General features: G+C 55.7%; 28 protein-coding genes. 12 read left to right on the forward strand and 16 right to left on the reverse strand.

What is annotated here, in order from left to right; all coding sequences use genetic code 11:
- Position 1: 1 nt before the first annotated feature.
- From CAP31_RS05180 to CAP31_RS05190, 3 genes are read right to left on the reverse strand one after another with little or no spacing between them, the layout of a single operon-like run.
- On the reverse strand, positions 2-1,309 hold the full coding sequence (locus tag CAP31_RS05180; RefSeq protein WP_223247375.1) for a replication-associated recombination protein A: 1,308 nt from the start codon (positions 1,307-1,309) through the stop codon (positions 2-4).
- Positions 1,306-1,923 carry an outer membrane lipoprotein chaperone LolA gene (gene lolA / locus CAP31_RS05185; protein ID WP_087446562.1) on the reverse strand — a complete coding sequence of 206 codons (618 nt, stop codon included), beginning with the start codon at positions 1,921-1,923 and terminating at the stop codon, positions 1,306-1,308. The genes CAP31_RS05180 and lolA overlap by 4 nt, the downstream gene beginning before the upstream one ends.
- Positions 1,924-1,937: 14 nt before the next feature.
- Entirely contained in the window at positions 1,938-4,223 is a 2,286-nt protein-coding gene (locus CAP31_RS05190; RefSeq protein WP_087446563.1) for a DNA translocase FtsK, read from the reverse strand.
- Positions 4,224-4,611: 388 nt separating this feature from the next.
- Here CAP31_RS05190 and trxB point away from each other — a divergent pair, with 388 nt between their 5' ends.
- The 6 genes from trxB to CAP31_RS05220 are packed head-to-tail and all read left to right on the forward strand — an operon-like array spanning position 4,612 to position 8,710.
- Entirely contained in the window at positions 4,612-5,568 is a 957-nt protein-coding gene (trxB, locus tag CAP31_RS05195) for a thioredoxin-disulfide reductase (protein WP_087446564.1), read from the forward strand.
- Positions 5,569-5,574: 6 nt separating this feature from the next.
- Entirely contained in the window at positions 5,575-6,132 is a 558-nt protein-coding gene (locus CAP31_RS05200) for a Smr/MutS family protein (RefSeq protein ID WP_087446565.1), read from the forward strand.
- Between the two features lie 12 nt (positions 6,133-6,144).
- A complete protein-coding gene (locus tag CAP31_RS05205) occupies positions 6,145-6,600 on the forward strand; it encodes a peroxiredoxin (protein ID WP_087446566.1) in 456 nt (151 codons plus the stop codon).
- On the forward strand, positions 6,601-8,001 hold the full coding sequence (locus tag CAP31_RS05210) for a PhoH family protein (protein WP_087446567.1): 1,401 nt from the start codon (positions 6,601-6,603) through the stop codon (positions 7,999-8,001).
- Positions 7,998-8,447 (forward strand): ribonuclease domain-containing protein, encoded by a 450-nt coding sequence (locus tag CAP31_RS05215; RefSeq protein ID WP_223247376.1) that lies wholly within the window; start codon positions 7,998-8,000, stop codon positions 8,445-8,447. The genes CAP31_RS05210 and CAP31_RS05215 overlap by 4 nt, the downstream gene beginning before the upstream one ends.
- Positions 8,444-8,710 carry a barstar family protein gene (locus tag CAP31_RS05220; RefSeq protein ID WP_087446569.1) on the forward strand — a complete coding sequence of 89 codons (267 nt, stop codon included), beginning with the start codon at positions 8,444-8,446 and terminating at the stop codon, positions 8,708-8,710. Before CAP31_RS05215 ends, CAP31_RS05220 begins: the two co-directional genes overlap by 4 nt.
- Positions 8,711-8,844: 134 nt before the next feature.
- Here the strand turns inward: CAP31_RS05220 and CAP31_RS05225 are convergent, their stop codons facing one another.
- Entirely contained in the window at positions 8,845-10,113 is a 1,269-nt protein-coding gene (locus CAP31_RS05225) for an NAD(P)/FAD-dependent oxidoreductase (RefSeq protein ID WP_087446570.1), read from the reverse strand.
- Positions 10,114-10,306: 193 nt separating this feature from the next.
- Here CAP31_RS05225 and CAP31_RS05230 point away from each other — a divergent pair, with 193 nt between their 5' ends.
- From CAP31_RS05230 to CAP31_RS05255, 6 genes are all read left to right on the forward strand, one after another.
- Positions 10,307-11,674: a sigma-54-dependent Fis family transcriptional regulator gene (locus tag CAP31_RS05230; protein ID WP_223247377.1), complete on the forward strand. Its 1,368-nt coding sequence runs from the start codon at positions 10,307-10,309 to the stop codon at positions 11,672-11,674.
- Positions 11,675-11,731: 57 nt separating this feature from the next.
- Complete coding sequence (locus CAP31_RS05235; RefSeq protein WP_223247378.1) at positions 11,732-13,207, forward strand: aspartate aminotransferase family protein; 1,476 nt, start codon at positions 11,732-11,734, stop codon at positions 13,205-13,207.
- A complete protein-coding gene (locus tag CAP31_RS05240; protein WP_223247379.1) occupies positions 13,194-14,411 on the forward strand; it encodes a RimK family alpha-L-glutamate ligase in 1,218 nt (405 codons plus the stop codon). The genes CAP31_RS05235 and CAP31_RS05240 overlap by 14 nt, the downstream gene beginning before the upstream one ends.
- Positions 14,395-15,948, forward strand: a complete 1,554-nt coding sequence (locus tag CAP31_RS05245) for a hypothetical protein (RefSeq protein WP_157662658.1) — start codon at positions 14,395-14,397, stop codon at positions 15,946-15,948. Before CAP31_RS05240 ends, CAP31_RS05245 begins: the two co-directional genes overlap by 17 nt.
- A gap of 145 nt (positions 15,949-16,093) precedes the next feature.
- On the forward strand, positions 16,094-16,453 hold the full coding sequence (locus CAP31_RS05250; RefSeq protein ID WP_087446574.1) for an MbcA/ParS/Xre antitoxin family protein: 360 nt from the start codon (positions 16,094-16,096) through the stop codon (positions 16,451-16,453).
- Entirely contained in the window at positions 16,454-17,200 is a 747-nt protein-coding gene (locus CAP31_RS05255; protein WP_087446575.1) for an RES family NAD+ phosphorylase, read from the forward strand.
- An 80-nt stretch (positions 17,201-17,280) separates the two neighbouring features.
- On the opposite strand, the gene CAP31_RS05260 is transcribed toward CAP31_RS05255, so the two are convergent.
- The 12 genes from CAP31_RS05260 to hisC form a co-directional block, all read right to left on the reverse strand.
- Complete coding sequence (locus CAP31_RS05260; protein WP_087446576.1) at positions 17,281-18,483, reverse strand: ammonium transporter; 1,203 nt, start codon at positions 18,481-18,483, stop codon at positions 17,281-17,283.
- Positions 18,484-18,679: 196 nt separating this feature from the next.
- Positions 18,680-19,483, reverse strand: coding sequence for a twin-arginine translocase subunit TatC (gene tatC, locus CAP31_RS05265; protein ID WP_087446577.1), 804 nt, complete (start codon positions 19,481-19,483; stop codon positions 18,680-18,682).
- Entirely contained in the window at positions 19,480-19,902 is a 423-nt protein-coding gene (gene tatB, locus CAP31_RS05270) for a Sec-independent protein translocase protein TatB (RefSeq protein WP_087446578.1), read from the reverse strand. Before tatB ends, tatC begins: the two co-directional genes overlap by 4 nt.
- Positions 19,903-19,910: 8 nt before the next feature.
- Positions 19,911-20,123, reverse strand: coding sequence for a Sec-independent protein translocase subunit TatA (gene tatA / locus CAP31_RS05275; protein WP_087446579.1), 213 nt, complete (start codon positions 20,121-20,123; stop codon positions 19,911-19,913).
- 12 nt (positions 20,124-20,135) lie between these two features.
- Positions 20,136-20,474, reverse strand: a complete 339-nt coding sequence (locus CAP31_RS05280) for a histidine triad nucleotide-binding protein (RefSeq protein WP_087446580.1) — start codon at positions 20,472-20,474, stop codon at positions 20,136-20,138.
- Entirely contained in the window at positions 20,471-20,794 is a 324-nt protein-coding gene (locus CAP31_RS05285; RefSeq protein WP_087446581.1) for a phosphoribosyl-ATP diphosphatase, read from the reverse strand. The genes CAP31_RS05280 and CAP31_RS05285 overlap by 4 nt, the downstream gene beginning before the upstream one ends.
- On the reverse strand, positions 20,791-21,186 hold the full coding sequence (gene hisI / locus CAP31_RS05290; protein ID WP_087446582.1) for a phosphoribosyl-AMP cyclohydrolase: 396 nt from the start codon (positions 21,184-21,186) through the stop codon (positions 20,791-20,793). Before hisI ends, CAP31_RS05285 begins: the two co-directional genes overlap by 4 nt.
- Complete coding sequence (hisF, locus tag CAP31_RS05295) at positions 21,183-21,944, reverse strand: imidazole glycerol phosphate synthase subunit HisF (protein WP_087446583.1); 762 nt, start codon at positions 21,942-21,944, stop codon at positions 21,183-21,185. The genes hisI and hisF overlap by 4 nt, the downstream gene beginning before the upstream one ends.
- On the reverse strand, positions 21,944-22,687 hold the full coding sequence (hisA, locus tag CAP31_RS05300) for a 1-(5-phosphoribosyl)-5-[(5-phosphoribosylamino)methylideneamino]imidazole-4-carboxamide isomerase (protein ID WP_087446584.1): 744 nt from the start codon (positions 22,685-22,687) through the stop codon (positions 21,944-21,946). Before hisA ends, hisF begins: the two co-directional genes overlap by 1 nt.
- A 32-nt stretch (positions 22,688-22,719) precedes the next feature.
- Positions 22,720-23,415 (reverse strand): imidazole glycerol phosphate synthase subunit HisH, encoded by a 696-nt coding sequence (hisH, locus tag CAP31_RS05305; RefSeq protein WP_087446585.1) that lies wholly within the window; start codon positions 23,413-23,415, stop codon positions 22,720-22,722.
- A 1-nt stretch (position 23,416) separates the two neighbouring features.
- Positions 23,417-24,004, reverse strand: a complete 588-nt coding sequence (hisB, locus tag CAP31_RS05310) for an imidazoleglycerol-phosphate dehydratase HisB (protein WP_087446586.1) — start codon at positions 24,002-24,004, stop codon at positions 23,417-23,419.
- Positions 24,005-24,024: 20 nt separating this feature from the next.
- A complete protein-coding gene (hisC, locus tag CAP31_RS05315; RefSeq protein WP_087446587.1) occupies positions 24,025-25,095 on the reverse strand; it encodes a histidinol-phosphate transaminase in 1,071 nt (356 codons plus the stop codon).

Genomic DNA, 25,095 nt, shown 5'->3' on the forward strand with positions numbered 1-25,095 from the left:
GTTATTTTTTGCGGGCTTTCCGATCCAGCGCCTGCAGGTGTTCCAGTTTTTCTGCGATCCTGCTTTCCAGACCGCGTGGCACCGGCTGATACCAGCCCGGCTCCGCCATGTCGTCCGGCAGGTAGGTCTCGCCGGCGGCGTAGGCTTCCGGTTCATCATGCGCATAGCGGTAGGCGTGGCCGTAACCCAGTTCTTTCATCAGTTTGGTAGGCGCATTACGCAGATGCACCGGCACTGTGCTGGATTTGTCCCTTTTCACAAAGGCCATGGCCTGATTGAATGCGTTATAGCCGGCATTGCTTTTGGCGGCTACTGCCAGATAAATCACTGCCTGCCCTAGTGCCAGCTCACCCTCGGGCGAGCCCAGGCGCTCGTAGGTGGTTGCGGCATCGTTAGCCAGCTGCATGGCGCGCGGATCGGCCAGACCGATATCTTCCCAGGCCATGCGGATGATGCGCCGCGACAGGTATTTGGGATCGGCGCCGCCATCCAGCATGCGGCATAGCCAGTACAGCGCAGCATCGGGATTGGAGCCGCGCACCGATTTATGCAATGCGGAAATCTGGTCGTAGAACTGGTCGCCGCCTTTGTCAAAACGCCGCGAGTTGAGTGTCAGCGCCTGTTCGATGAACGCGGCGTCAATGTGGCTGATGCCGCTGGTCTGGGCGGCGGTCTGGGTCTGTTCGATCAGGTTGAGCAGGCGTCGTGCGTCTCCATCGGCATAACCGATCAGGGTATCGATGGCGGCTTCGGACAAATCCAGTGCTATGGCGCTGGCAGCGCGTACGACCAGCTGGCGCAGCTCGTGCGCGCTGAGCGCTTGCAGCACGTACACCTGGGCGCGCGACAGCAGCGCAGAGTTGACTTCGAAACTGGGATTCTCGGTGGTGGCGCCGATCAGGGTGACCAGGCCGGATTCGACGAACGGCAGCAGCGCATCCTGCTGCGCCTTGTTGAAGCGGTGGATTTCGTCGACGAACAGCAAGGTGTGGCGGCCGTGTTGCTGCAGCGTTTGTTCGGCCTGCTCCATCGCGGCGCGGATATCCTTGACTCCGGCAAATACCGCCGACAGCGCGATGAAGGTGCAGTCGAAAGCATCGGCGGTGAGGCGCGCCAGCGTGGTTTTGCCGACACCGGGCGGCCCCCACAGGATCATCGAATGCGGCTTGCCCGAGGCGAAGGCCAGGCGCAGCGGTTTGCCCTCGCCGAGCAGGTGGCTTTGGCCGATGACCTCGTCGATGCCGCGCGGCCGTAGGCGCTCGGCTAGCGGCGCATGGTCTGGAATTCTATGAAATAAATCGTCGCTCACTTGCTGTCTGATATCACATCGACCCCGGGTGGCGGGGTGAACTTGAAGGTGCTGGCAGGCAGTTTTGGATTGCGCTCCAGATGGCTGAGCTTGAGTACGGTGGTGAGGCCGAAATTGTCGCGTATCTTCATTTCCGCCAGTGTGCGCTGGTTAAATCCCATCAGTATCTGATTGAAGCTGCCGTCCTTGTCCTTCGGCGTGGCGCTGAGCCAGGTCAGACCGTCATGCGTGCCGGCATCGGCCAGCACATAGAATTTTTCAATCTCGTTGTTGCCTGCGAGCAGCGCCGCGGGGCTGCTGCCGAGCGCCTGATCCAGCTGCTTGATGGTGACTTGCTCGAGGTCGACATCGTACAGGTAGATTTTGCTGCCATCGCCGACGATGAGCTGTTCAAACGGTTTTTGGTAGGCCCAGCGGAATTTGCCCGGGCGCGAGAATGCCATGGTGCCGCTGGTTTGCTGTTTGGTCGTGCCGTTCTTGTCGAGTACGGTCTGACTGAAGTCGGCCTTTGCGGTTCGGGTATCGGCGATGAAGGCTTTGAGAGCGTCAATACCATTGGCGCCGGCACTGGCAGTATAAAACAAGAGGGCGGCAAGCAGACTGAGTTTTTTCATAAATGGATACCGGTTTATTCGCGATGTTGACCAATGACTTCCCGATTGCCGTTGCTTTGCATCGGGCTGACGAGCCCGGCGCTTTCCATGGCTTCGATCAGGCGTGCAGCCCGGTTGTAGCCAATGCGCAGATGGCGTTGTACGGCGGAAATGGAGGGACGGCGGGTGCGCAGTACCAGCGCAACGGCTTCGTCGTAGAGTGGATCAGATTCGGCATCGCCGCCACCGCTTTCGCCTGCGGCTTCGTTGTCTTCCGGCGTGTCGAGGATGCCTTCGATGTAATTGGGTTCGCCCATCTGCTTGAGATAATCGACCACTTTGTGCACTTCGTGATCGGCGACGAACGCGCCGTGTACGCGCTGCGGATAGCCGGTGCCGGGCGGCAGATAGAGCATGTCGCCCTGGCCGAGCAGGGCTTCCGCGCCCATTTGATCGAGAATGGTGCGCGAATCGATTTTGCTGGAGACCTGGAACGCGACGCGGGTCGGCACATTGGCCTTGATCAGGCCGGTAATGACGTCCACTGACGGACGCTGGGTGGCGAGAATGAGGTGCACGCCTGCAGCACGTGCTTTTTGTGCCAGCCGGGCGATCAGCTGTTCCACCGATTTGCCGACCACCATCATCAGATCGGCCAGTTCGTCGATCACCACCACGATCAGCGGCAGATCGTCGAGCGGCTCAGGGTTGTCCGGGGTGATGCTGAACGGATGGGTAAGGGGCTTGCCGGCTTTTCTAGCTTCGGCGAGTTTCTGGTTGTAGCCCGCCAGATTGCGCACGCCGAGTGCGGACATCAGCTTGTAGCGGCGTTCCATCTCGGCCACGCACCAGTTGAGCGCGGCGGCGGCCTGGCGCATGTCGGTGACCACGGGCGCGAGCAGGTGCGGGATGCCGTCGTAAATCGACAGCTCCAGCATTTTCGGATCGACCAGGATGAGCCTGACCTGATTGGCGTCAGCCTTGTACAGCAGGCTCAGGATCATCGCGTTGATGGCGACGGATTTGCCCGAGCCGGTGGTGCCTGCCACCAGCACGTGCGGCATCTTGGCGAGGTCGGCGACCACCGGGTTACCGGCGATGTCCTTGCCCATGGCCATGGTCAGCGGGCTGTTCATGTCGTGATAGATCTTGGCTTCGAGGATCTCCGACAGGCGCACGATTTCGCGTTTGGGGTTGGGGATCTCAAGCGCCATCGTGGTTTTGCCGGGGATGGTCTCCACCACGCGAATACTGACCACCGACAGCGCACGGGCGAGATCTTTGGCCAGATTGAGTATCTGGCTGCCTTTTACGCCGGAGGCAGGTTCGATTTCGTAGCGGGTGATGACCGGGCCGGGCAGGGCGGCGACCACGCGGGCTTGCACATTGAATTCGCCCAGCTTGCGTTCGATCAGGCGCGAGGTAAATTCCAGCGTGTCAGCGGTGAGGCTTTCCACTGGCGGGCTGGCGGGGTCGAGCAGGTGCAGCGGTGGCAGCGGCGAATCAGGCATTTCGGCAAACAGCGGTGCCTGTTTTTCGATTTCGACGCGTTCGGATTTGATAATGATGGGCGAGGGCGTTTCGATGATGACCGGTTCCTGGTGCTCCATGCGCTGCTTCTGCACCTGTACGACTTCCTTGCGCTGGCGCGTGGCGCTGGCGCCAGCGCGTTTGATGCGCCAGTTATCCAGTGTTTGCACTGCCCACAGCCAGCCGCGTTCCATCGCTGCACCGGTGGATTCCGCTACGCCGATCCAGGAAATGCCGCTGAACAGGCTCCAGCCGACCGCGATCAGCACCAATAGCGCCAGCGTGCCGCCGGTAAAACCGAGCAGTTGGGTGACGGTGTCGCCACTCAGGGCGCCGATGATGCCGCCTGCCTGTTCGGGAAGATAATGCCCTATGCTGTGCAGGCGTGCAGATTCGAGTCCGCTGCTGGCGAGTATCAGCACGACGAAACCGGCGCCGCGAATAAAAGCCGGCCGGCGGTCGGCTTCCGTCTCGGGTTGCTGTTGCAGCTGATGGTAACCGCGCCAGGTATTGAAGCCGGCCAATACGATCAGCCAGCCACTTGAAAAACCGAATAACGCCAGCAGTATATCCGCTATATAGGCGCCGAATGTGCCGCCCAGATTCTGGATGGCGGCTTTGCTGCTGTGCGACCAGCCCGGATCGCTTGGCGTATAGCTGAATAGAATCAATGCCAATCCCAGCGCGATCATCGCGCTGAGCAACCAGCCGGTTTCGCGCAGCAAACCGCTGACTTTGGGCGGCAGCGGTTTGCGTGGAGTTGTAGTAGTGCGGCGACGTGGAGTAAACATGGTTATGTCAGGGAAGCACTGATTTAATCAAACATGGGTTGCGTTCAAACGGAAACAGGTTTTATCAGGGCGCAAGCCGCAGGCCGTAGCTCGGTCTGCGATGCCAAGGCGTGCAACGCAGAGCAAGCCTGTTTTCGTTTGAACCCGGCGGGACGGGTTATTGCAAGCGCCAAGCGGCATCGGAAGCTGCTTGTGCAGAATGCTGCATGGCGTGTCTTTCTTCTTGCCTGGCATTTCGCAATACTCCGTCGCAACCATGTTTGATTAAATCAGTGCTTCCTTAGGAACATCGAAGTTAAAATTATAACGTGAACCTTGTTAAAGGGTGATTGAATCCTGTTAGAATTTCCACATTAAACTTACATTAATAGATATGGAGTGCATGAGTATGTCTGAAACCAAACATTCACGGTTATTGATTTTGGGTTCCGGCCCGGCAGGATATTCTGCAGCGGTATATGCCGCGCGCGCCAATTTGAACCCGGTGCTGATTACCGGCATGGCACAGGGCGGCCAGTTGATGACTACCACCGAAGTCGATAACTGGCCAGCGGATGTCGATGGGGTGCAGGGTCCGGAATTGATGGAGCGTTTTGAAAAACATGCTCGCCGCTTCAATACCGAGATCATTTTCGATCATATTCATACCGCGAAGCTGACCGAAAAACCGATGACGCTGATCGGCGATCAGGGTACCTATACCTGCGACGCGCTGATTATTGCAACGGGCGCATCGGCGATGTATCTGGGGCTGGAATCCGAACAGGCGTTCATGGGCAAGGGTGTGTCCGGTTGCGCGACTTGCGACGGCTTCTTCTATCGCAATCAGGATGTGGCTGTCATCGGCGGCGGCAATACGGCAGTGGAAGAGGCGTTATACCTCTCCAATATCGCGCGTCACGTCACCGTGGTGCACCGTCGTGATAAATTCAAGTCCGAGAAGATTCTGGCTGATCGCCTGATGGAGAAAGTGGCGGAAGGCAAAGTGACGCTGGAATTGAATTGCCAGCTGGATGAAGTGCTCGGCGACAAGACCGGCGTGACCGGGATGCGTGTGAAATCGGTGGCTGACGGCAGCACCAAGGATATCGCAGTCACCGGTGTCTTCATCGCTATCGGCCATAAACCCAATACCGACCTGTTTACCGGACAGCTGCACATGGAAGGCGGCTATATCGTGACCCATGGTGGCCACAAGGGTAACGCGACGGCAACCAGTATCCCCGGCGTGTTTGCGGCAGGCGATGTGCAGGATCATATCTACCGGCAGGCGATTACCAGTGCCGGCACCGGTTGTATGGCTGCGCTGGATGCCGACCGTTATCTAGAATGCTTGACGGATTAAAACGTCATGGCAGGTAAACACCTACCTGCATCCCTCACCCCTGACGATCTTGCGCTGTTCCAGGCAGCCGTCAGGGATGCCCAACCTATCGCCGCTCATGGGCGTATCGAACCTGATCCGGTAGCAACACCCCCCATTCCCAAAAGTCTATTGCGCGACGAGCAGCAAGTGCTGGCCGACAGCCTGTCCGATTACATCGGCTGGGACGACGGACTGGAAACCGGCGAGGAGCTGGTGTTCATCCGTCCCGGTTTGCGTCGCGATACGCTGCGCAAACTGCGCCGCGGGCACTGGATATTGCAGGGCGAACTGGATCTGCATGGCATGGTCAGCGTGGAGGCGCGACAGGCTGTGGCGGCCTTTATCGCGCATTGCAGCAAGCGCGGGCTGCGTTGTGTGCGGATTATTCATGGCAAGGGCCTGGGTTCCAGGAATCGTGAACCGGTGCTGCGCACCAAGGTCAAGCATTGGCTGATGCAGAAGGATGAAGTATTGGCATTTTGTCAGGCGCGCGCAGTCGATGGCGGCAGCGGTGCGGTAGTCGTATTGTTGAAATCAAGTTAACGAGGAGTGAATATGCAAATTGATGATTTTGAATTGCCAGCAACAGGTAATAAGACGTTCAAGCTGAGCAATGCGCGCGGCAAGAAGCTGGTGGTGTATTTTTATCCCAAGGACGATACCCCTGGATGCACGGTGGAAGGCTCCGATTTCCGTGACCTGTATGCCGGGTTTCAGCAGCTCGGCTGCGAGATCGTGGGCATTTCGCGTGACAGTGTCCAATCCCATGAGAAGTTCAAAGCCAAGCTCAATGTGCCGTTCGACTTGCTTGCCGATGAAGACGAGAAGGTGTGTGAATTGTTTGGTGTCATGAAATTAAAGAATATGTATGGTAAAGAAGTGCGTGGTATCGATCGCAGTACGTTTTTGTTTGATGAAGCCGGAAAAATAATACAGGAATGGCGCAGCGTGAAATCGGCTGGCCATGCCCAAGCAGTTCTGGATGCCCTTAAATCCCTTCAGGAGAATTAAATGCCACGTAAAACCCCGGCGGTGATTAAGCTGTTTGTATTGGATACCAATGTGCTGATGCATGATCCAACCAGTCTGTTTCGGTTTGAAGAGCATGATGTGTTTTTACCTATGGCGACACTCGAAGAACTGGACCAGCACAAGATAGGCATGACCGAAGTCGCGCGCAATGCGCGGCAGGCCAGCCGCTTTTTGGACGAGATCGTATCGGGGTGCGAGACTGGCATCGAGTCGGGTATCTCGCTGTCCAGCAAAGGGCGCAAAGGTGCGATAGGGCGACTGTTCCTGCAGACCCGCGCCATCCAGGGTTCGTTGCCGGCCAGCCTGCCTTCCAGCAAGGTGGATAATCAGATACTCGGCGTGCTGCTGAGCTTGCGTCAGGAACAGCCGGGCCGTCCGGTGATACTGGTGTCCAAGGACATCAACATGCGTATCAAGGCGCGCGCGCTGGGGCTGCTCGCAGAGGATTATTTCAATGACAAGGTGCTGGAAGACACCGACCTGCTATATGCCGGCGTGCGCGAGCTGCCAGCCGATTTCTGGGACAAGCACGGCAAGGGCATGGAATCCTGGCAGGTGGAAGGCCGTACCTGGTATCGCATCAAAGGGCCGCTCGTATCCAGCTTGCTGGTCAACGAATTCGTGTATCTGGAAAGCGGGACGCCGTTCCATGCCATCGTCAAGTCAGTCGACGGCAAGGTCGCCGAGCTGCAAACCATCAAGGATTACGGCCATCAGAAAAACAATGTCTGGGGTATCGCCGCGCGCAACCGCGAGCAGAATTTCGCACTGAATGTGCTGATGGACCCGGAGATCGATTTCGTGACTTTGCTCGGCCAGGCCGGTACCGGCAAGACCTTGCTGACGCTGGCTGCCGGATTGATGCAAACGCTGGAGCACAAGCGTTATTCCGAGATCATCATGACCCGGGTGACGGTGCCGGTGGGCGAAGATATCGGTTTTCTGCCGGGCACTGAAGAGGAAAAAATGAGCCCGTGGATGGGTGCGCTGGAAGACAACCTCGATGTGCTGAACAAGACCGATGAAGCGGCAGGGGACTGGGGTCGTGCCGCGACGCAGGATCTGATACGCACCCGCATCAAGGTGAAGTCGCTGAATTTCATGCGCGGACGGACTTTTCTGAACAAATACCTGATTATCGACGAAGCGCAAAACCTGACGCCCAAGCAGATGAAGACCCTGATCACCCGCGCCGGTCCGGGGACCAAGGTGGTCTGTCTGGGCAATATTTCGCAGATCGATACGCCTTATCTGACCGAAGGCAGCTCCGGCCTGACTTATGTGGTGGATCGTTTCAAGGGCTGGCCGCATGGCGGGCATATCACGCTGGCGCGCGGCGAACGTTCGCGTCTGGCGGATTATGCCGGGGAAACCCTTTGAGGCGATGGGGATGGGCATGGCTGGCGGCGGCGTTTATCAGTTCAACAGCGTTTGCCGCGCCATGCCGCGATGAAGTTCACCGGGTAAATTTTTCACTTCGTCCTATAATAGATGAAGTTGAGTTAACCGATATTCTGAACCGGTTAAACGCAACCCATAATCGTTACCTGCCCGACAAGTTTGTTACCAAGCGGGCCGCCGTTGCCGCGGGCTGGCAGCGCGGCCATGCATTATGGGATGCGCCTTTGCTCAAAGGTAAAAGTATCGGAGGCGACAGGTTTGACAACCGCGAACGGCAGCTATCGGCCGGGCAATGGCGGGAAGCGGATCTGGATTACAAGGGAGGGCATCGTGGCGCGAAACGTCTGATTTTTTCGCTTCAGGGACGGCGCTTTATTACGGTGGATCATTATCAAACTTATACGGAGATACCAGCCTGCCAATGAAAACCTGTTATTTAAAAAACCTGACCAGCCTGAAAAGCTTTTATGAGCAAATTGCGTTTTCTTTTGATTTTCCGTCTCATTTCGGACGCAACATGGATGCTTTATGGGATACGCTGACCGATGTCGAAGGACCGTTGGAGCTGATCTGGGAGCAACCGGGCGTCAGTCGTGATGCAATGGGCGAAGATTACTGGCTGCTGCTGGAAATACTTGCCGATGCAGTCGCGGAGCGGGATGACTTCAGCTTTACCTTGCGCGCCTGAGTTTGCGGTTAGCATAAAAAAACGTCTATCCGCCAGCACGACAGGTAGACGTTCGGAAAAAGTACGACCGGGATGGGCTGTACTTTAAAGCAGCAGTGGGCCGTCTTTTTGGGGCGGTTACCTGCTGTTATGCGTTATTTCAATTTCTTGATGCCCATCGCACCGAGCACGTATTTTTCATAAATAGGTTCGGTCGTGCCTTTCTTCATTTTGCGGATGAAATATTTTTCAAACGCAATTTTGGCCAGATGTACCCATTTCCCTTCTTTAAACCAGTTGACGTTGCGCGGAGGAATCTGCGGCAGCGCGACAAACGCTGCGCCGGCATCCCCGAAATCGGCCAGACAGATCGCATTCCATGTTGCCTTTTCGCTGGGTTCCTTGCCATCCAGTGCATTGCGGATGTTATGCGCCGTGGCGGTGACCATGCTTTCTATCATGTAGCCTGTCTTCGGTGTGCCGGTAGGCACGGGCGTGGTCTCTACCGGCGGTATGGCGACGCATACGCCGACCGAATAGATGTTCGGATATTTCGGATTGCGCTGATAAGGATCTGCAATGATGAAACCACGCGGATTGGTGAGGCCCTCGATGCCGAAAACGGCATCTATGCCCTTGAATGCAGGCAGCATCATCGAATAGCCGAACGGCAGTTCGTGTTCCTTTTTTACGCTGCCGTCGTCGTTGTGCTCGGTAACGAACATTTTGCCGGCTTCGACTTTGGTGACTTTGGCGTTACATATCCATTTGATATGGCGGTCGCGCATGCTGGATTCGAGCATACCCTTGGAATCGCCTACGCCACCCAAACCGAGATGGCCGATATAGGGTTCGGCAGTGACGAAGGTCATGGGCACCTTGTCGCGGATCTTGCGTTTGCGCAAATCCGTTTCCATGATGAAAGCGTATTCGTAAGCTGGGCCATAGCAGGATGCGCCTTGCACGGCGCCGACGACGATGGGGCCCGGCTGGGCGCAGAAATTTTCCCATTCATTCGCGGATTTTTCCGCGTGGTCGACGCTGCATACCGAATGGGTGTGGCCTTGGGGCCCTAATCCGGGGACTTCATCAAAGGCAAGCTTGGGGCCGGTCGCGATCACCAGATAATCGTAATCGATGACTTGTCCATCGACCAGTTCGACCTGATTCCGATCCGGATGCAGACGTGCGGCGCCGCGCGGAATGAATTTGATGCCCTTTCTTTCCAGATAAGGCGCGACCGGGAAGGTTACTTCCTCGCGGCTGCGCCATTTGACGCCGACCCAGGGGTTGGATGGCGTGAATTGAAAAGTGTCGGTGTTGGAGATGACGGTAACGGTATCCTCCGGGCGCGCCAGTTCTTTCATTTCATAAGCCATCGGCATGCCGCCTATGCCGGCGCCTAAAATTACGATGTGTGCCATTGCGGTATCCTTATTCTGATTTGGAATGTTGCCAACGCTAATACTTAGCGGATTTTGTGCCATGATTTCAATATAATGAATTTAAAGTATTTTTTGTTATGTTCAGATTTTGAAATAAAATTTGTCATGACAGAGTGTCTGGTTATGACTTATGCTGAGCCATCTTGTCATGACATCATGTCAGAGGAAGAAATTGAAAAAACTCGGTCCGGAATTAAATTCATTGCTGGAAGTGCATGCGCATCCGTTTGTGCTGATTGATGCCAATTATCGAATAGTCGGGGCGAATCAGGCCTATTGCGATAATTACGGCATGGCACGCGAGCAGATCGTCGGTCAGCGCTGTCACGAAGTGTCGCATCGCTCGGCCGTGCCGTGTCATCAGAATGGCGAGGACTGCCCGCATCAGGCCGTATTTAGCAGCGGCAAGGAACACGAAGTGATTCACACGCATTTTGACCGGCATCATCGTCCCGAGTATGCGCGGATCAAGGGGTATCCGATATTCGATGAGGCGGATGTGCGTTATCTGGGCGAGGCGGTGATGCCGATAGTGAGCCCGGATGAAATGAATTGCGATGAAATGCGCATGGTGGGCAGCTCGCCTGCATTTCTGCATTGCGTGGAGATGTTGTCGATGACCGCGCAATCGGAAGCCTCGGTGTTGTTGCTGGGGGAAAGCGGCGTCGGCAAGGAGCTGGCGGCGCAATATCTGCATAAGCGTTCCCGCCGGCGGGACAAGCCGTTCGTGGCAATCAACTGCGCTGCGATTGCCGAAACCATGTTTGAGGACGAACTGTTCGGGCACGAGCGCGGCGCATTCACCGGCTGTATCGGGCGCAAGCAAGGTTTGTTCGAATTGGCCAACGGCGGCACGCTGCTGCTGGACGAAGCCGGAGAGATTCCTCTGGCGATGCAGGCCAAGTTGCTGCGTGTGCTGGAGAGCGGTGAATTCCGTCGGGTGGGCGGTACCGAAACCTTGCGCACCGATGTGCGTATCGTGGCCGCGACCAATCGCAATCTGCTGGAAATGGCGGAGTCCGGCCAATACCGGCTGGATTTATATTATCGTATCGCTGGCATCGACCTGCGTTTGCCGAGTTTGCGCGAACGTCGCAGCGACATCCCGGCGCTGGCCGAAGCCATGCTGAAACGGATTACCGCATCCGGTACCCCGCGCTGCAAGTTGACCGATGATGCAATCGCCAAATTAACGCAATACGATTTTCCCGGCAATGTGCGCGAGCTGCGCAATATCCTGCTGAAAGCGGTAGCGATGTGCCGTCACAGTGTCATCAGCGCGGATAATATCGTGTTGGGCAGGCAGGCGGCCGAGACTGACCGGCGCCTAGCCACGGCTGAGCAAGCTGCGCCGGTATTGCCTCAGGCTGTTTCCGATGTGCATCAGGCCGTGTCCGGCATGCCGATAGCGGAACTCGAAGCCAGATATATTGCGGACTTGCTGCAGATTCATCATGGGCATCGGCGTAATGTGGCTGATATACTGGGAATCAGCGAGCGTACTTTGTACCGAAAATTAAAATTGTACAACCTGTCATAGCATTATGGATCATGCTATTGGCTTGTATGTATTTGAATAATTAGAACGGATTTTACTTTGACAAAAATAACGCGAGAGACGGTTCAGGACTCGCTCGACCCGACAGATTGGCAGGATTTACGCGAACAAGGCCATCGCATGCTGGATGACATGCTCGATTATCTGAAGCAGATCCGGCAACGACCGGTCTGGCAACCCGCCCCGCAAGCTGTGCGGGAAGTCTTCCGGCAACCGTTGCCTCAGGCTTCAGGCGACCTGGCTGCGGCACATGCAACCTTCATGCACGATATTCTGCCGTATGCGGTGGGTAATGCGCATCCCGGCTTCATGGGCTGGGTACATGGCGGCGGTACTCCGGTCGGCATGCTGGCGGAAATGCTGGCGGCGGGATTGAATGCCAATCTCGGCGGCCGCGATCAGATTCCGGTTGAGGTCGAATGGCAGATAGTGCGCTGGATGCGGGAGTTGTTCGGCTTCCCCGATACTGCCAGCGGCCTGTTCGTCACTGGCACCTCAATGGCGAATCTTATTGCCGTGCTGGTGGCGCGAACCGCTGTGCTGGGCGGCGCAGTGCGCTATCAGGGCATGGCATCCGGAGGCAAGCGCCTGACCGCCTATACTTCGGCTGGTGCGCATGGCTGTATCGCTCAGGCGATGGATCTGACCGGGCTGGGGATGGATGCGCTGCGAGTGATTCCGGTCGATGAACGATTCCAGATGGATATCGCCGCGCTGACTGCCGCGATTGCGCAAGACCGGGAACAGGGGTATACGCCGTTTTTCATCGCCGGAACTGCCGGCTCGGTGGACGTAGGCGCCATCGATGACCTGACTGCATTGGCCGATCTCGCGCAAAAGGAAGCGCTGTGGTTTCACATTGATGGCGCGTATGGTGCGCTGGCGATGTTGTCACCCGAACTGGCGCCGCGATTGGCAGGTCTGGAGCGTGCGGATTCGGTGGCGTTCGATTTTCACAAATGGGGGCAGGTGCCCTACGATGCCGGATTTATTCTGGTGCGCGACGGCACCTTGCACTACGACGCCTTTGCCTCTCCTGCGGCCTATCTGCGCCGGGAAACCTGCGGCATGGCAGCAGGTTCGCCATGGCCATGCGATTTCGGCCCCGATCTGTCGCGCGGATTCCGGGCGCTTAAAACCTGGTTTACCTTGCAAGTCTACGGTGCCGAGCGGCTGGGTATGAGCATTGCGAAAACCTGTGCCCTTGGGCAATACTTGAAACAGCGCATTGAGGCGACGCCTGCCCTCGAGCTATTGGCACCGGTAGCGCTGAATATCGTTTGTTTCCGCTATCGTTGCGATGACGCCGACAGGGTGAATGCAGCGATCGTCATCGCTATCCAGGAATCAGGCATAGCCGCACCATCTACCACCACCATTAACGGCAAGCTGGCTATTCGCGCCGCAATTGTCAATCATCGTACCGACACCGTGGATATCGATGCCTTGATCGATGCCGCGCTCAAGTTCGGCGAAAGCATTGCACATAACAGGAATGACCATGGAACTGAATGAGCTGGAACAGCCTCCCCTGATTGGGTTGCCGAGTTTAATGCGGATGTCTCTGCAGGGTGTCGATCTCGCGCCATTGGCAACCGATCTGATCGCCTATGCCAACGCGCATCCGGAGGCAGCCAATGTGCTGATGGATCTGGCGGTGATTCTGCAATTCAAACAGAATCGCGAGCTGGCTTTGCAGGTGCAGGCGGAAGCGCTCAAGCTGCAGAAGGTCTATCGATTGCCTTTCAACGGCGAGCAGGTTCGTTTGCGCGTGCTGGCGCTGGTAGCGCCGGGTGACTTGATGTCGAATACGCCGATAGAAGTTCTGCTGGAAGACACCGATGTGCTGCTCAACCTGCTTTATGTGGCGCCGGATCTGCCTTTTCCGGCGGAATTGCCCGAGCATGATGTGGTTTTTGTCGCGATCGGCGAATCGGATCACAACCGGCTGATCCTGGGATTCGTTGCGTCGTTTATCCAGCAATGGCCGCGTCCGGTATTGAATGCGCCTGACAAAATCGGGGCGCTATCGCGCAATGCCGCCAGCGCCTTGCTTAGCGGGGCCACCGGGTTGGTCATGCCCAGCACCGCAAGGGTTGAAAGGCAGGTGCTGGCGCAACTGGCCAGCGCTGAATTAAGGATGGCTGCGGTGATCGCTGACGGCGATTTCCCGGTCATTGTGCGTCCGGTCGATTCGCATGCGGGGCAGGGTTTGATGAAGCTGGATAGTGCCGGCGATATCGATGCATATCTGCGGAGCCGGACCGAAGACGAATTCTATATTTCACGTTTTGTGGATTATAGCGGTGCCGACGGATTGTTCAGGAAATACCGGATCGTGTTGATCGGCGGTCGGCCGTATGTCTGCCATATGGCATTGTCCAGGCACTGGATGGTGCATTATCTCAACGCGGAGATGACGGACAAGCCGGAGAATCGGGCTGAAGAAGCCCGATTCATGGCGAATTTTGATGAGGATTTTGCGCGCCGGCACGCGGCTGCTTTTCAGGCCATATATGAACGGGCCGGCCTCGATTATCTGGGTATCGACTGTGGCGAAACGGCGGATGGCGCGTTACTGATATTCGAGATAGACAGCAATATGATCGTCCATGCGATGGATCCGGTGGACATGTTTCCTTACAAACAGCCACAGATGCATAAGGTTTTTTCCGCTTTTCACGCGTTGCTGGTGAATGCCGTTGACCGTCAGAACTGATGTGACTATCCCTGCTACTGTAGTATTGCTGGCGGCCGGCGGCGATGCCCGTATCGCGCTGGATGCGGAGGACGGGCGCAATAAATACGGTTGTCGGGTCTATCCTGATGCCGCGTTGATTGCGTTTGGCTCGTCAACCGCTTCTGTGATCTCCGAACAGGGTTTTGCTGCTGCCGACAGGTTGCGGGACGAATTGGCACGCAATGCGGCTATCGAGCCGCCAGCCGTCAGCTATGCGCGCAAGCTCGATGCGATGCGCATGGAACTGGCTGCGCTGTGCGGCATTGCGGATTTGCCGGGTCTTGAAATCGTGTTTGCTGCATCGGGTACCGACAGCCATTTGATTGCAGCACAACTGATGTGCCAACAGGGACCGTTATGCGCGATCATGGTGGAGGAGGGCGAAACCGGCAGAGGGGTGCCGGCCGCTTTGGCAGGCAGGCATTTCAGTACGCGTACGGCGTTATCCCGGAATGTTGCTGAAGGCGATGCTATTGCCAATGATGAGATCGCTGTGGTGACGATTGCGATGCGCCTGGCCGATGGCACTCCGCGCGCTGTTGAGGCGATGGATGCCGAGGTTGCTGCGCGGGTGCATGAGGCCGTGGCGGCAGGCCAGCGGGTGCTGTTGACACTGGTCGATGTGTCCAAGACCGGCATGATCATGCCGGGTACGGTCTGCGTGTCTGCGTTGCATCGGCAGTATCCGGGGCAGGTAGAAGTACTGGTGGACGCCTGTCAGTTCCGAATTGCGCCATCGACTTTGCGTGCTTACTTGCAGCAAGGCTTCATGGTGGCCGTTACCGGTTCAAAATTCATTACCGGCCCGACTTTCTCCGGTGCGCTGTTGGTTCCGTCGCCTGTGACTGAATGCATGCAGCGGCATGCTGTGCCTTCCAGCTTGCGTGCCTATTCGGCTCCCGCCGACTGGTCGAGCGGATGGAACACCGCAAAACTGGATGCGGAGGGCGCCAATTATGGTTTGCTGTTGCGCTGGGAAGCGGCTTTGACGGAATTGCGCCTGTTTCGCGCGATACCGGAGCGGGATGTCGGCAGTTTTTTGCAGGCCTTTGCAGCGGCGGTGTTGCAGAAACTCGACAGCGATCCCGCATTTGAGGCGCTACCCGTGCCGGAGCTGAATCGCGCTCCCATTTCTGATGGAACGAGCTGGGACAGCTTGCCTACCATTTTCCCTTTCCTGCTTTACCGGGTGCGTGCGACTGGAACTCGTCAGCCACTCGATTGCGACGAAATGATGTGCATTTATCAGTTGTTGCAATGCGATTTGAGCGTGGATGCACGTCTGTTTGCCGTTACAGCAGGTAATCCGTTGCTGGCCAGTCGTGTGCAACTGGGTCAGCCTGTGGATTATGGCGTGCGTGACGGGGTACCGGTAAGCGCGCTGCGTCTGAACGTCAGCGCAAGGCTGATTGTCGAGGCTTTGTCGCCGCAGGGTCCGGGTGCGGCTATCGTGATCGGGCGGGCACTCGCCGCATTGGACAAAATCGCGCTTTTGCTGCACGCAAATCCTGTTTGAGTCGATTCAAATAAGACAGTCAGCCGTCAGGCGTATTGCTTGGGTTCAGGGCAATGTGAGTGTTTGAAATGTGCAAATTTAACAAATATAAATATTTTGTGCTATATTGACATTTAATCCTGGATTAAATGATGAGGAGTATCCCATGAGTTTGGCGCTTGTACCCGATACTGAAAAATCCAGTGTCCTCACAGAAGCTTTGGCTAATGCCGGCAAGCACTTGGGTATGAATCAGTCAGACCTCGGCGAAGTGATAGGCAAAAATCGCACTGCGATCAGCCGCGGCGACATCGACCCTGACAGCAAGGCCGGGGAGCTGGCGTTGTTGTTCATCCGCTGTTATCGCTCGCTTTTTGTGCTGGTCGGAGGGGATTTTCAGCAGATGCGGCACTGGATGCAGACTGAAAACCTGCATACAGGCGGCATTCCGCGCGAGCAGATCAAAAGCGTACAAGGCCTGACCACGGTGCTGGAATATCTGGATGCCATGCGGGGCAAGCTGTAAGTGGTCGATTGGTCTCTTTGTCTGGCAGAAGCCGAATTGCGCAGTCTGTCAGGCGTGCTGTTGCGGCTGGTAGAGAGCCAGGAGCAGGTTGCGACCAACCAGCTGGTCAGTTCGCTGGAGCGGCAATTGGTGCTGGAGGATATGCTGGAGGCGACAAAACCGCGTCTGCGTGCGGAAACCAGGGGGCTTCACTACCTGCTGGCGACACCGTTTCGCTATCCGCCATTGAAACACGGTTCGCGTTTCAGCACGCGTAACGCACCAAGCCTGTTTTACGGGGCGCTGGAAACCGGCACGGTGCTGGCAGAAGCTGCCTATTACCGATTCCTGTTCTGGTACGGCATGGCGACGCCGCCTGCGGGCAAACTTGATACGCAGCATACCCTGTTTGGCGCCGAATACCGCACAGGGAAGGGGCTGCAGCTACAAGCCTTGCCGTTCGCAAGTTATCGTGAAGTGCTGACCAGTCCATCGGATTACGGACCGACTCAGGTGCTCGGTGCCGAGATGCGCACAGCCGGGGTCGAGGCATTCGAATTCATCTCTGTGCGCGATCCGGAAGGCGGCATCAATGTCGCTTTATTCACGCCTGCGGCGCTAGGCGCAAAGGCTCCGGTGTTTCAGGAACCGTGGTTATGTGAGGTAACTGCAGAACGGGTTCGTTTTCATGCTGCGCATAGTCGCACGCTGTACACGTTTCCCATCGAGGTGTTCCTGGTTGAGGGTAAATTACCGCAAGCTGCCTGAACGATGCAGATCAAGGCCGCCTGTCCGACCTTAATCTGTTCTTTCATAAGTTATCCGGCAGAATTTTTATTGTCGTGAGGTTACCAGTTGGTTTCACGCTCGGCAGTGGCGGATATTTTGTGTATGGATAAGTCCGCACCGTTGTACTCGTCCTCCTGATTGAGGCGTATCCCCAGCGTGGCTTTGAGTACGCCATAAACGACGAACCCGCCTGTCAGCGCGACGGCAATAGCCCCCAGGGTGCCTAACAGTTGCGACATGAATGCGACGCCGCCTAAGCCGCCAAGAGCAGGCAAACCAAAGATGCCGGCAGCCAGACCACCCCAGGTGCCGCACAATCCATGCAGCGGCCATACCCCGAGTACGTCATCGATTTTCCATCGGTTCTGGGTCACCGTAAACATCCACACAAATAAGGCACCGGCGATGCCGCCGGTAATCAATGCGCCCAGGGGGTGCATCAGATCGGATCCCGCGCATACTGCGACCAGTCCAGCCAGCGCGCCGTTATGAGTGAAGCCGGGGTCGTTACGACCGACGAGCAATGCCGCAAGCGTGCCGCCTACCATTGCCATCAGTGAGTTAACCGCAACCAGACCGCTGATTTTGTCTATGGTTTGAGCAGACATGACATTAAAGCCGAACCAGCCCACTATCAGAATCCAGGAGCCAAGTGCCAGAAATGGAATGCTGGAGGGCGGATGGGCGGCGATGTCGCCATTCTTACGGTAACGGCCATGGCGCGCACCGAGCAGCATGACAGCGGCCAGCGCGATCCAGCCGCCCATGGCATGCACAACGACGGAACCGGCAAAATCATGGAAATTTGCGCCGAATTGCAATTTCAGCCAGTCCTGAATGCCGAAATGATTATTCCAGGCGATACCTTCAAAGAACGGGTAGACGAAGCCGACCAGTAAAAATGTGGCAGCGAGTTGCGGACCGAATTTGGCGCGTTCGGCGATGCCGCCGGAAATGATGGCCGGTATGGCGGCCGCAAAGGTGAGCAGAAAGAAGAATTTGACCAGTTCGTAACCGTCTTTTGCCATCAATGTATCGGCGCCATGGACAAAGTGGACGCCATAGGCAACCCCGTAACCGATAAAGAAATAGGCGATGGTGGATATCGAAAAGTCGGCGAGTATCTTGACCAGGGCGTTGACCTGATTCTTGCGACGGACGGTACCGACTTCAAGAAAGGCAAAACCCGCATGCATGGCCAGTACCATGATGGCGCCGAGTAAGATGAATAATACGTCATTGCTTATTTTGAGATGATCCATACGGGCTCCTGAATGAGTCCCGTATATAAGCAATATTTGGGCCTGATTTTTTTCGTTTAAAAAACAATAGGGATTGTTTTCTGCTAAATGATCGTGCACCTATATAGTGCATTTGCCTATCGATAGGCACTATTTTAGTGCAAAATAATCCATATCCTTTGATACAAGGATAATTTAACAGCGGGGATGAGGAGTGTTAGTGCTTTGGAGGGTCGATGCCATCAAGCTCGCGTTCCATTTCCTCTTCGGAAAGCGGCTGGTAGCTATCGGTAGCCGGAGCAGGCCGGCTAACCAGGCTGGCAACGATAATGCCAAGCTCGTAGAGCAGCCAGAGTGGAACGGCTAGCATGGTCTGCGAGACCACATCCGGCGGGGTGAATATCGCACCGATGATAAAGGCCCCGACAATGACGTAAGGGCGGATTTCACGTAATTTGGCGACGCTGACCAGACCGATCTTGACCAGCAGGACAACGACGACGGGTACCTCGAAAGTAATGCCGAATGCCATGAACATGGTGAGCACGAAATCGAGGTATTTGCTGATGTCGGTCATCACCGCAACGCCCACCGGCGCAACCCCGGCGATAAAACCGAATACGATAGGGAAGACGAGGAAGTAGGCGAAAGACATGCCGCAGAAAAACAGCAACACGCTGGCGATAATCAGCGGGATGCCAAGACGTTTCTCATGCGAGTACAGGCCGGGCGCAATGAATGCCCATATTTGATAGAGAATGTAAGGCAATGCGATCAGGAATGCCGCCATCATGGTGACCTTGATAGGCACAAAGAATGGCGCGGTCACCTCGGTCGCAATAAGCTGGCCGCCTTTAGGCAAAGCATGGAGCAGTGGTCTGGCAAGCAGTGTATAAAGATCGTTCGCCCAATGAAACAAGCCCAGGAACACCAGGATGACTGATAACACCGCACGCAATAAACGATCGCGTAATTCAACCAGATGAGAGATGAATGTGTCCTGCGATTCGGGTGTGCTCATGCTGTGTGATTGGTTTTATGTGGGTCGGTGTCAGAATGGGATGCAGGGTCCGGCATCGGCTCCAGAGCTAATTCACGCTGAGGATTTTCAGGTGTGGCGGTCAGTGTTTGCTCGGTATTGGGCAGTTCCAGTTGGGCAGGATTTGCGGCAGATTCAATGCTGTGTTGAACCTGATTGATTTCACCGGCGATGTGTTGCCCGGTTTCCTGCAGACTGTCCTTGAATATCTGCCCGCTTTTGCGCAGCTCATCCAACTGGATTTCCTGGCTGATATCTGATTTTACCGCGGCAACATAGCGTTGCATGCGTCCAAGCAACAAGCCGGCAGTACGGGCGACTTTGGGAAGTCGCTCGGGGCCGATGACAATGAGCGCAACGACGCCGATCACCAACAGTTCGGAAAAGCCAACATCAAACATGTTGCGCCTTATGCTTTGGTTTTTTCTTTGACTTCGCCGTCTATGGTATGGCCGGTGTCCTGGCTGTCGATTTTGCCCTGTTCGCCTTCTTTCATGGCGTCTTTAAAACTTTTAACGGCACCGCCTACGTCGCCGCCGATATTACGCAGTTTTTTCGTACCGAATATCACTAAAACGATGGCTAGTACGATTAACCAATGCCAAATGCTAAAGCTGCCCATGATAGCTCCTTGTTAGGTACGCGCCAGCTTGCCGCCGCCGCCAAATATGTGGATATGCAGGTGGAATACTTCCTGTCCACCACCGTGCCCGGTATTGATCATGGTACGAAAACCCGTCTCCAGACCATGCTTGCGGGCAAGTTCAGGTGCTAATAATAACATCCGCCCAAGCAAATTCTGATGTTTATTCCCGCATTCAGACAAAGATACTATATGTGTCTTGGGAATAATTAATATATGAACCGGGGCGATCGGATGGATGTCATGAAATGCGAGCAATTCATCATCTTCATATACTTTATTGCTGGGTAAGGCACCGTCTACGATTTTGCAAAAGATGCAATCATTCATACATTGTCCTTGCGCGCGGCCTTTTCAGTATGCCCGGATACGCCTTCGCGGCGGGCCAGCTCATTAAGTACGTCCTGCGGTCCCAATCCCTGCTGCGCCAGCAATATCATGCTGTGGAACCATAAATCAGCTACTTCATAAACGATATGCTGTTTATCCCCGTCCTTGGCCGCCATGATGGTCTCGGCTGCTTCTTCAGCCACTTTTTTGAGTATGGCATCCAGACCTTTGGCATACAGGCTGGCGACATACGACGAACTAGGTTCGCTGGATTTTCGTGACTCCAGGGTCGCGGCTACACGGGTTAGTATATCGCTCATTGCTTATAAATCTCTGACGGGTCTTTCAATACGGGTTCGGTGATTACCCATTCATGGTTCTCCAGTTTCTGGAAGAAACAGTCATGCCGACCGGTATGACAGCTGATCCCGCCTATTTGTTCTATTTTCAGCAGGATGACGTCTTCATCGCAATCCAGCCGGATTTCGTGAACTTTCTGGATGTGACCGGATTCTTCGCCCTTATGCCAGAGCTTTTTGCGTGAGCGTGACCAATACACGGCTTCGCCTGATTCGACTGTGCGCTTGAGTGCGTCACGGTTCATCCACGCCACCATCAGCACTTCATTGCTGGCGGCATCCTGAGCGATTGCCGGTACCAGGCCGTCACTCGACCAATTGACTTTATTTAACCAATTGTCTTGCGTGCTCATAGCCGCACCTCTATGCCGTTCTGCAGCATGTGCAGTTTGGCTTCGTGTATGGAGAATTCGCCAAAGTGAAAGATGCTCGCTGCCAGTACGGCATCGGCATGTCCCTGAATGACGCCGTCAGCGAGATGTTGCAGGGTGCCTACACCGCCGCTGGCGATGACAGGAATGCCGACTGCATCGGATACTGCACGGGTAAGCGGGATATTGAAACCGCTTTTGGTACCGTCGCGATCCATGCTGGTGAGCAGGATTTCGCCCGCACCCAGATTCTGCATCTTGATGGCCCATTCTACGGCATCCAGACCGGTGGCGTTGCGTCCGCCGTGGGTATAGACTTCCCAGCGGCCTTCGGCATTGGCTTTGGCATCGATGGCCACCACGATGCATTGCGAGCCAAAACGCGCAGCGGCATCGGCAACCATTTGCGGGTTGCTGACTGCGGTGGTGTTGATACTGACCTTGTCCGCACCGGCGTTGAGCAGACGGCGCACATCGTTGACTTCGCGTACGCCACCACCGACGGTGAGCGGTATGAAGACTTCGGAGGCAACGGCCTCGATGATCGGCAGAATCAGGTCGCGTTGATCCGAGCTGGCGGTAATGTCGAGAAAAGTCAGTTCGTCAGCGCCTTCGCGGTCGTAACGGCGCGCGATTTCAACCGGATCGCCTGCGTCACGCAAGCCGACGAAGTTGACGCCTTTGACGACGCGCCCGGCGTTGACATCCAGGCAGGGGATAATGCGTTTAGCGAGTCCCATTATGCGCCCGACAGCTCATCGGCGAGTGCCTGGGCAGCAGTGAAATCCAGCGTGCCTTCGTAAATCGCGCGTCCGGTGATGGCGCCCATAATGCCTTCGTGTTCTACTGCGCACAGCTTGCGTACATCGTCCAGATTGGTAATGCCGCCGCTCGCAATCACTGGAATGGTGAGCGCCTGTGCAAGCTTGACTGTGGCTTCGATGTTGACGCCGGAGAGCATGCCGTCGCGACCGATGTCTGTGTAAATCACGCCTTCCACACCGTAATCCTGGAATTTCCTTGCCAGATCGATGACGTCATGGTGAGTAAGTTTGGACCAGCCATCTACCGCCACTTTGCCGTCTTTTGCATCCAGGCCGACGATGATCTGGCCCGGGAAAGCGTTGCAGGCATCATGTAAAAACCCCGGGGTTTTGACTGCGGCGGTGCCGATGATGACATAGCGTATGCCGCTGTCGAGATAGCGGGAAATGGTATCCAGATCGCGGATGCCGCCGCCAAGTTGTACCGGAACGTCAACGCCGACAGCGTCAACAATGGATTTGATGGCCTTGCCATTGACCGGTTTGCCGGCAAAGGCTCCGTTGAGATCGACCAGGTGCAGACGTTTTGCGCCTTGAGCCAGCCAATGCCGTGCCATCTCGGCGGGATCTTCGGAGAATACGGTGGATTCTTCCATTAAACCTTGTTTAAGGCGTACACAGTGACCGTCTTTAAGGTCAATAGCAGGGATAATCAGCATGATAAGAAGGAGTGGAAATCAATAAAAACAAGTTATAGTGAACATTCGGTATTGAAGGTATCGCACTGGTTAGGCGCTATATTACCATCCCATGTCACAAAATTGCCAAGCAAGGTGAGTCCGGCGGTTTGGCTTTTTTCGGGGTGAAATTGCACCGCAAAAATATTGTTGGCAGCAACTGCGCAGGTAAACGGGAAAGGGTACAGCGTGAATGCCGACACCAGATCCGGGTTGCCGGCTTCCACATAATAGCTGTGCACGAAGTAAAAGCGGCTGCCGTCGGCTATGCCGTTCCACATTGGGTGCGGCACTGCCTGATGCACTTCGTTCCAGCCGATATGCGGCACTTTGAGGCGGTTATTCTGATTGTCGAACATGGCTTCGTCCGGGAAGCGTAATACGCGTCCGGGCAAGATGCCCAATCCAGTGGCATCGCCTTCTTCGCTGTGTTCGAACAGCATTTGCATCCCGAGGCAGATGCCGAGAAAGGGTTTGCTGGCGGCGGCCTGCTTAACCACGTCAATCAAGCCGCGCTGCTTCAGTTCGGCCATGCAGTCACCCATGGCACCGACCCCTGGAAATACCACGCGGCCGGCATTGAGTATGGTCTCAGGGTCGGAGGTAACAACAATGCTGGCGGCAGGGGCAACGTGTTCCAGGGCTTTGGACACCGAACGCAAATTACCCATGCCGTAGTCAATTACAGCGATATCGATATTTGCTGCCATATTATAAGCAACCTTTGGTAGACGGCATCACGCCACCCATGCGCGGATCGGGTTCCACCGCCATGCGCAGTGCGCGGCCAAATGCCTTGAATATGGTTTCGGCCTGATGGTGGGCGTTGTCACCGCGCAGGTTGTCGATATGCAGGGTGACGCCAGCGTGGTTGATGAAGCCCTGAAAGAATTCATGGAACAGGTCCACGTCAAACTGGCCTATCGCAGCGCGGGTAAAGTCGACGTGATATTCCAGTCCCGGGCGGCCGGACAAATCGAGTACTACGCGTGATAACGCTTCGTCCAGCGGCACGTAGGCATGCCCGTAACGGCGCACTCCTTTTTTGTCGCCGATCGCTTTGGCGAAGGCCTGACCCAGCGTAATGCCGATGTCTTCGACTGTGTGGTGTGCGTCGATATGCAAATCGCCGGCCGCGTCGATTTCTATATCCATCACGCCGTGACGTGCGATCTGGTCGATCATGTGGTCGAGAAACGGCACGCCGGTATTGAAACGGCTGGTGCCGGTTCCATCCAGGTTGAGTTGAACACTGATCTGGGTTTCCAGCGTGTTGCGGGTGACTTGAGCTGTACGCATGATAAATGTGTATATTTGGGCTAATTGTTAGATTGCAATATATCAGTTAATGCTGTTATCAGGGTATGACATTGTTCATCCGTGCCTATTGTAATCCGCATAAACGGTGCGATGCGGGCCGGATTGCGAAAATGTCGTACGATAATGCTGCGTTCTCGCAGTTTGGCGGTAAGCTCTGCGCCATCATGTTGTGGATGGCTGGCAAACACGAAATTCGCCGCGGATGGCAAAACGATAAAACCGAGCCCGGTCAAATCTGCAATGAGCCGTTCGCGCGTCTGCTTGATGTGCGTGCAAGTTTCCTCGAAATAGTCGCGATCCTGTATAGCCGCAGTCGCGCCTATTTGCGCCAGTTTGCCTAGCGGGTAGGAATTGAAGCTGTCTTTCACCCGCGTCAGCCCCGCGATCAGTTCGCTGTCGCCCACGGCATAGCCGACGCGTAAACCCGCCAAGCCGCGCGATTTTGAGAAAGTGTGCACAACCAGTAATTGCGGGTACCGGTTAATCAGTTGCACCGCCGATTCAGCGCCAAAATCGACATAAGCTTCGTCAATGACCACCACTGAATCGGGATTCGCCTGCAACAGGCGTTCGATGTCAGACAACGCAACCGGGCAACCGGTCGGCGCATTGGGATTGGGGAAAATAATGCCGCCATTGGGGCGAATGTAGTCGTTCACCCGGATCTGGAAGGTCTCGGTAAGCGGGATGGCAGTGTGCGCTATTTGGTACAGACGGCAGTAAACCGGATAAAAGCTATAGGTGATATCCGGGAAAAGTATGGGAAGCTCGTGCTTGAGCAGGGCATGGAAAGTATGCGCCAGCACTTCATCGGAACCGTTGCCGACAAAGACATTGTCGCTGCTTACACCATGATAATCGGCAATAGCCTGTGTTAAAGCCGAGCTATTGGGGTCGGGATAAAGCTGTAACTGGTTGGGGATGTTCTCATGGAATGCCTCGGTGACCCGCGGGCTAGGCGGATAGGGGCTTTCGTTGGTATTGAGTTTGACCAGATTATCCAGCTTGGGTTGCTCTCCCGGTATGTAAGGGGTGAGCGTGTGGGTGACCGCACTCCAGAAACGACTCAT

It is taken from the genome of Sulfuriferula sp. AH1 (assembly GCF_002162035.1).
Taxonomy (GTDB): domain Bacteria; phylum Pseudomonadota; class Gammaproteobacteria; order Burkholderiales; family Sulfuriferulaceae; genus Sulfuriferula.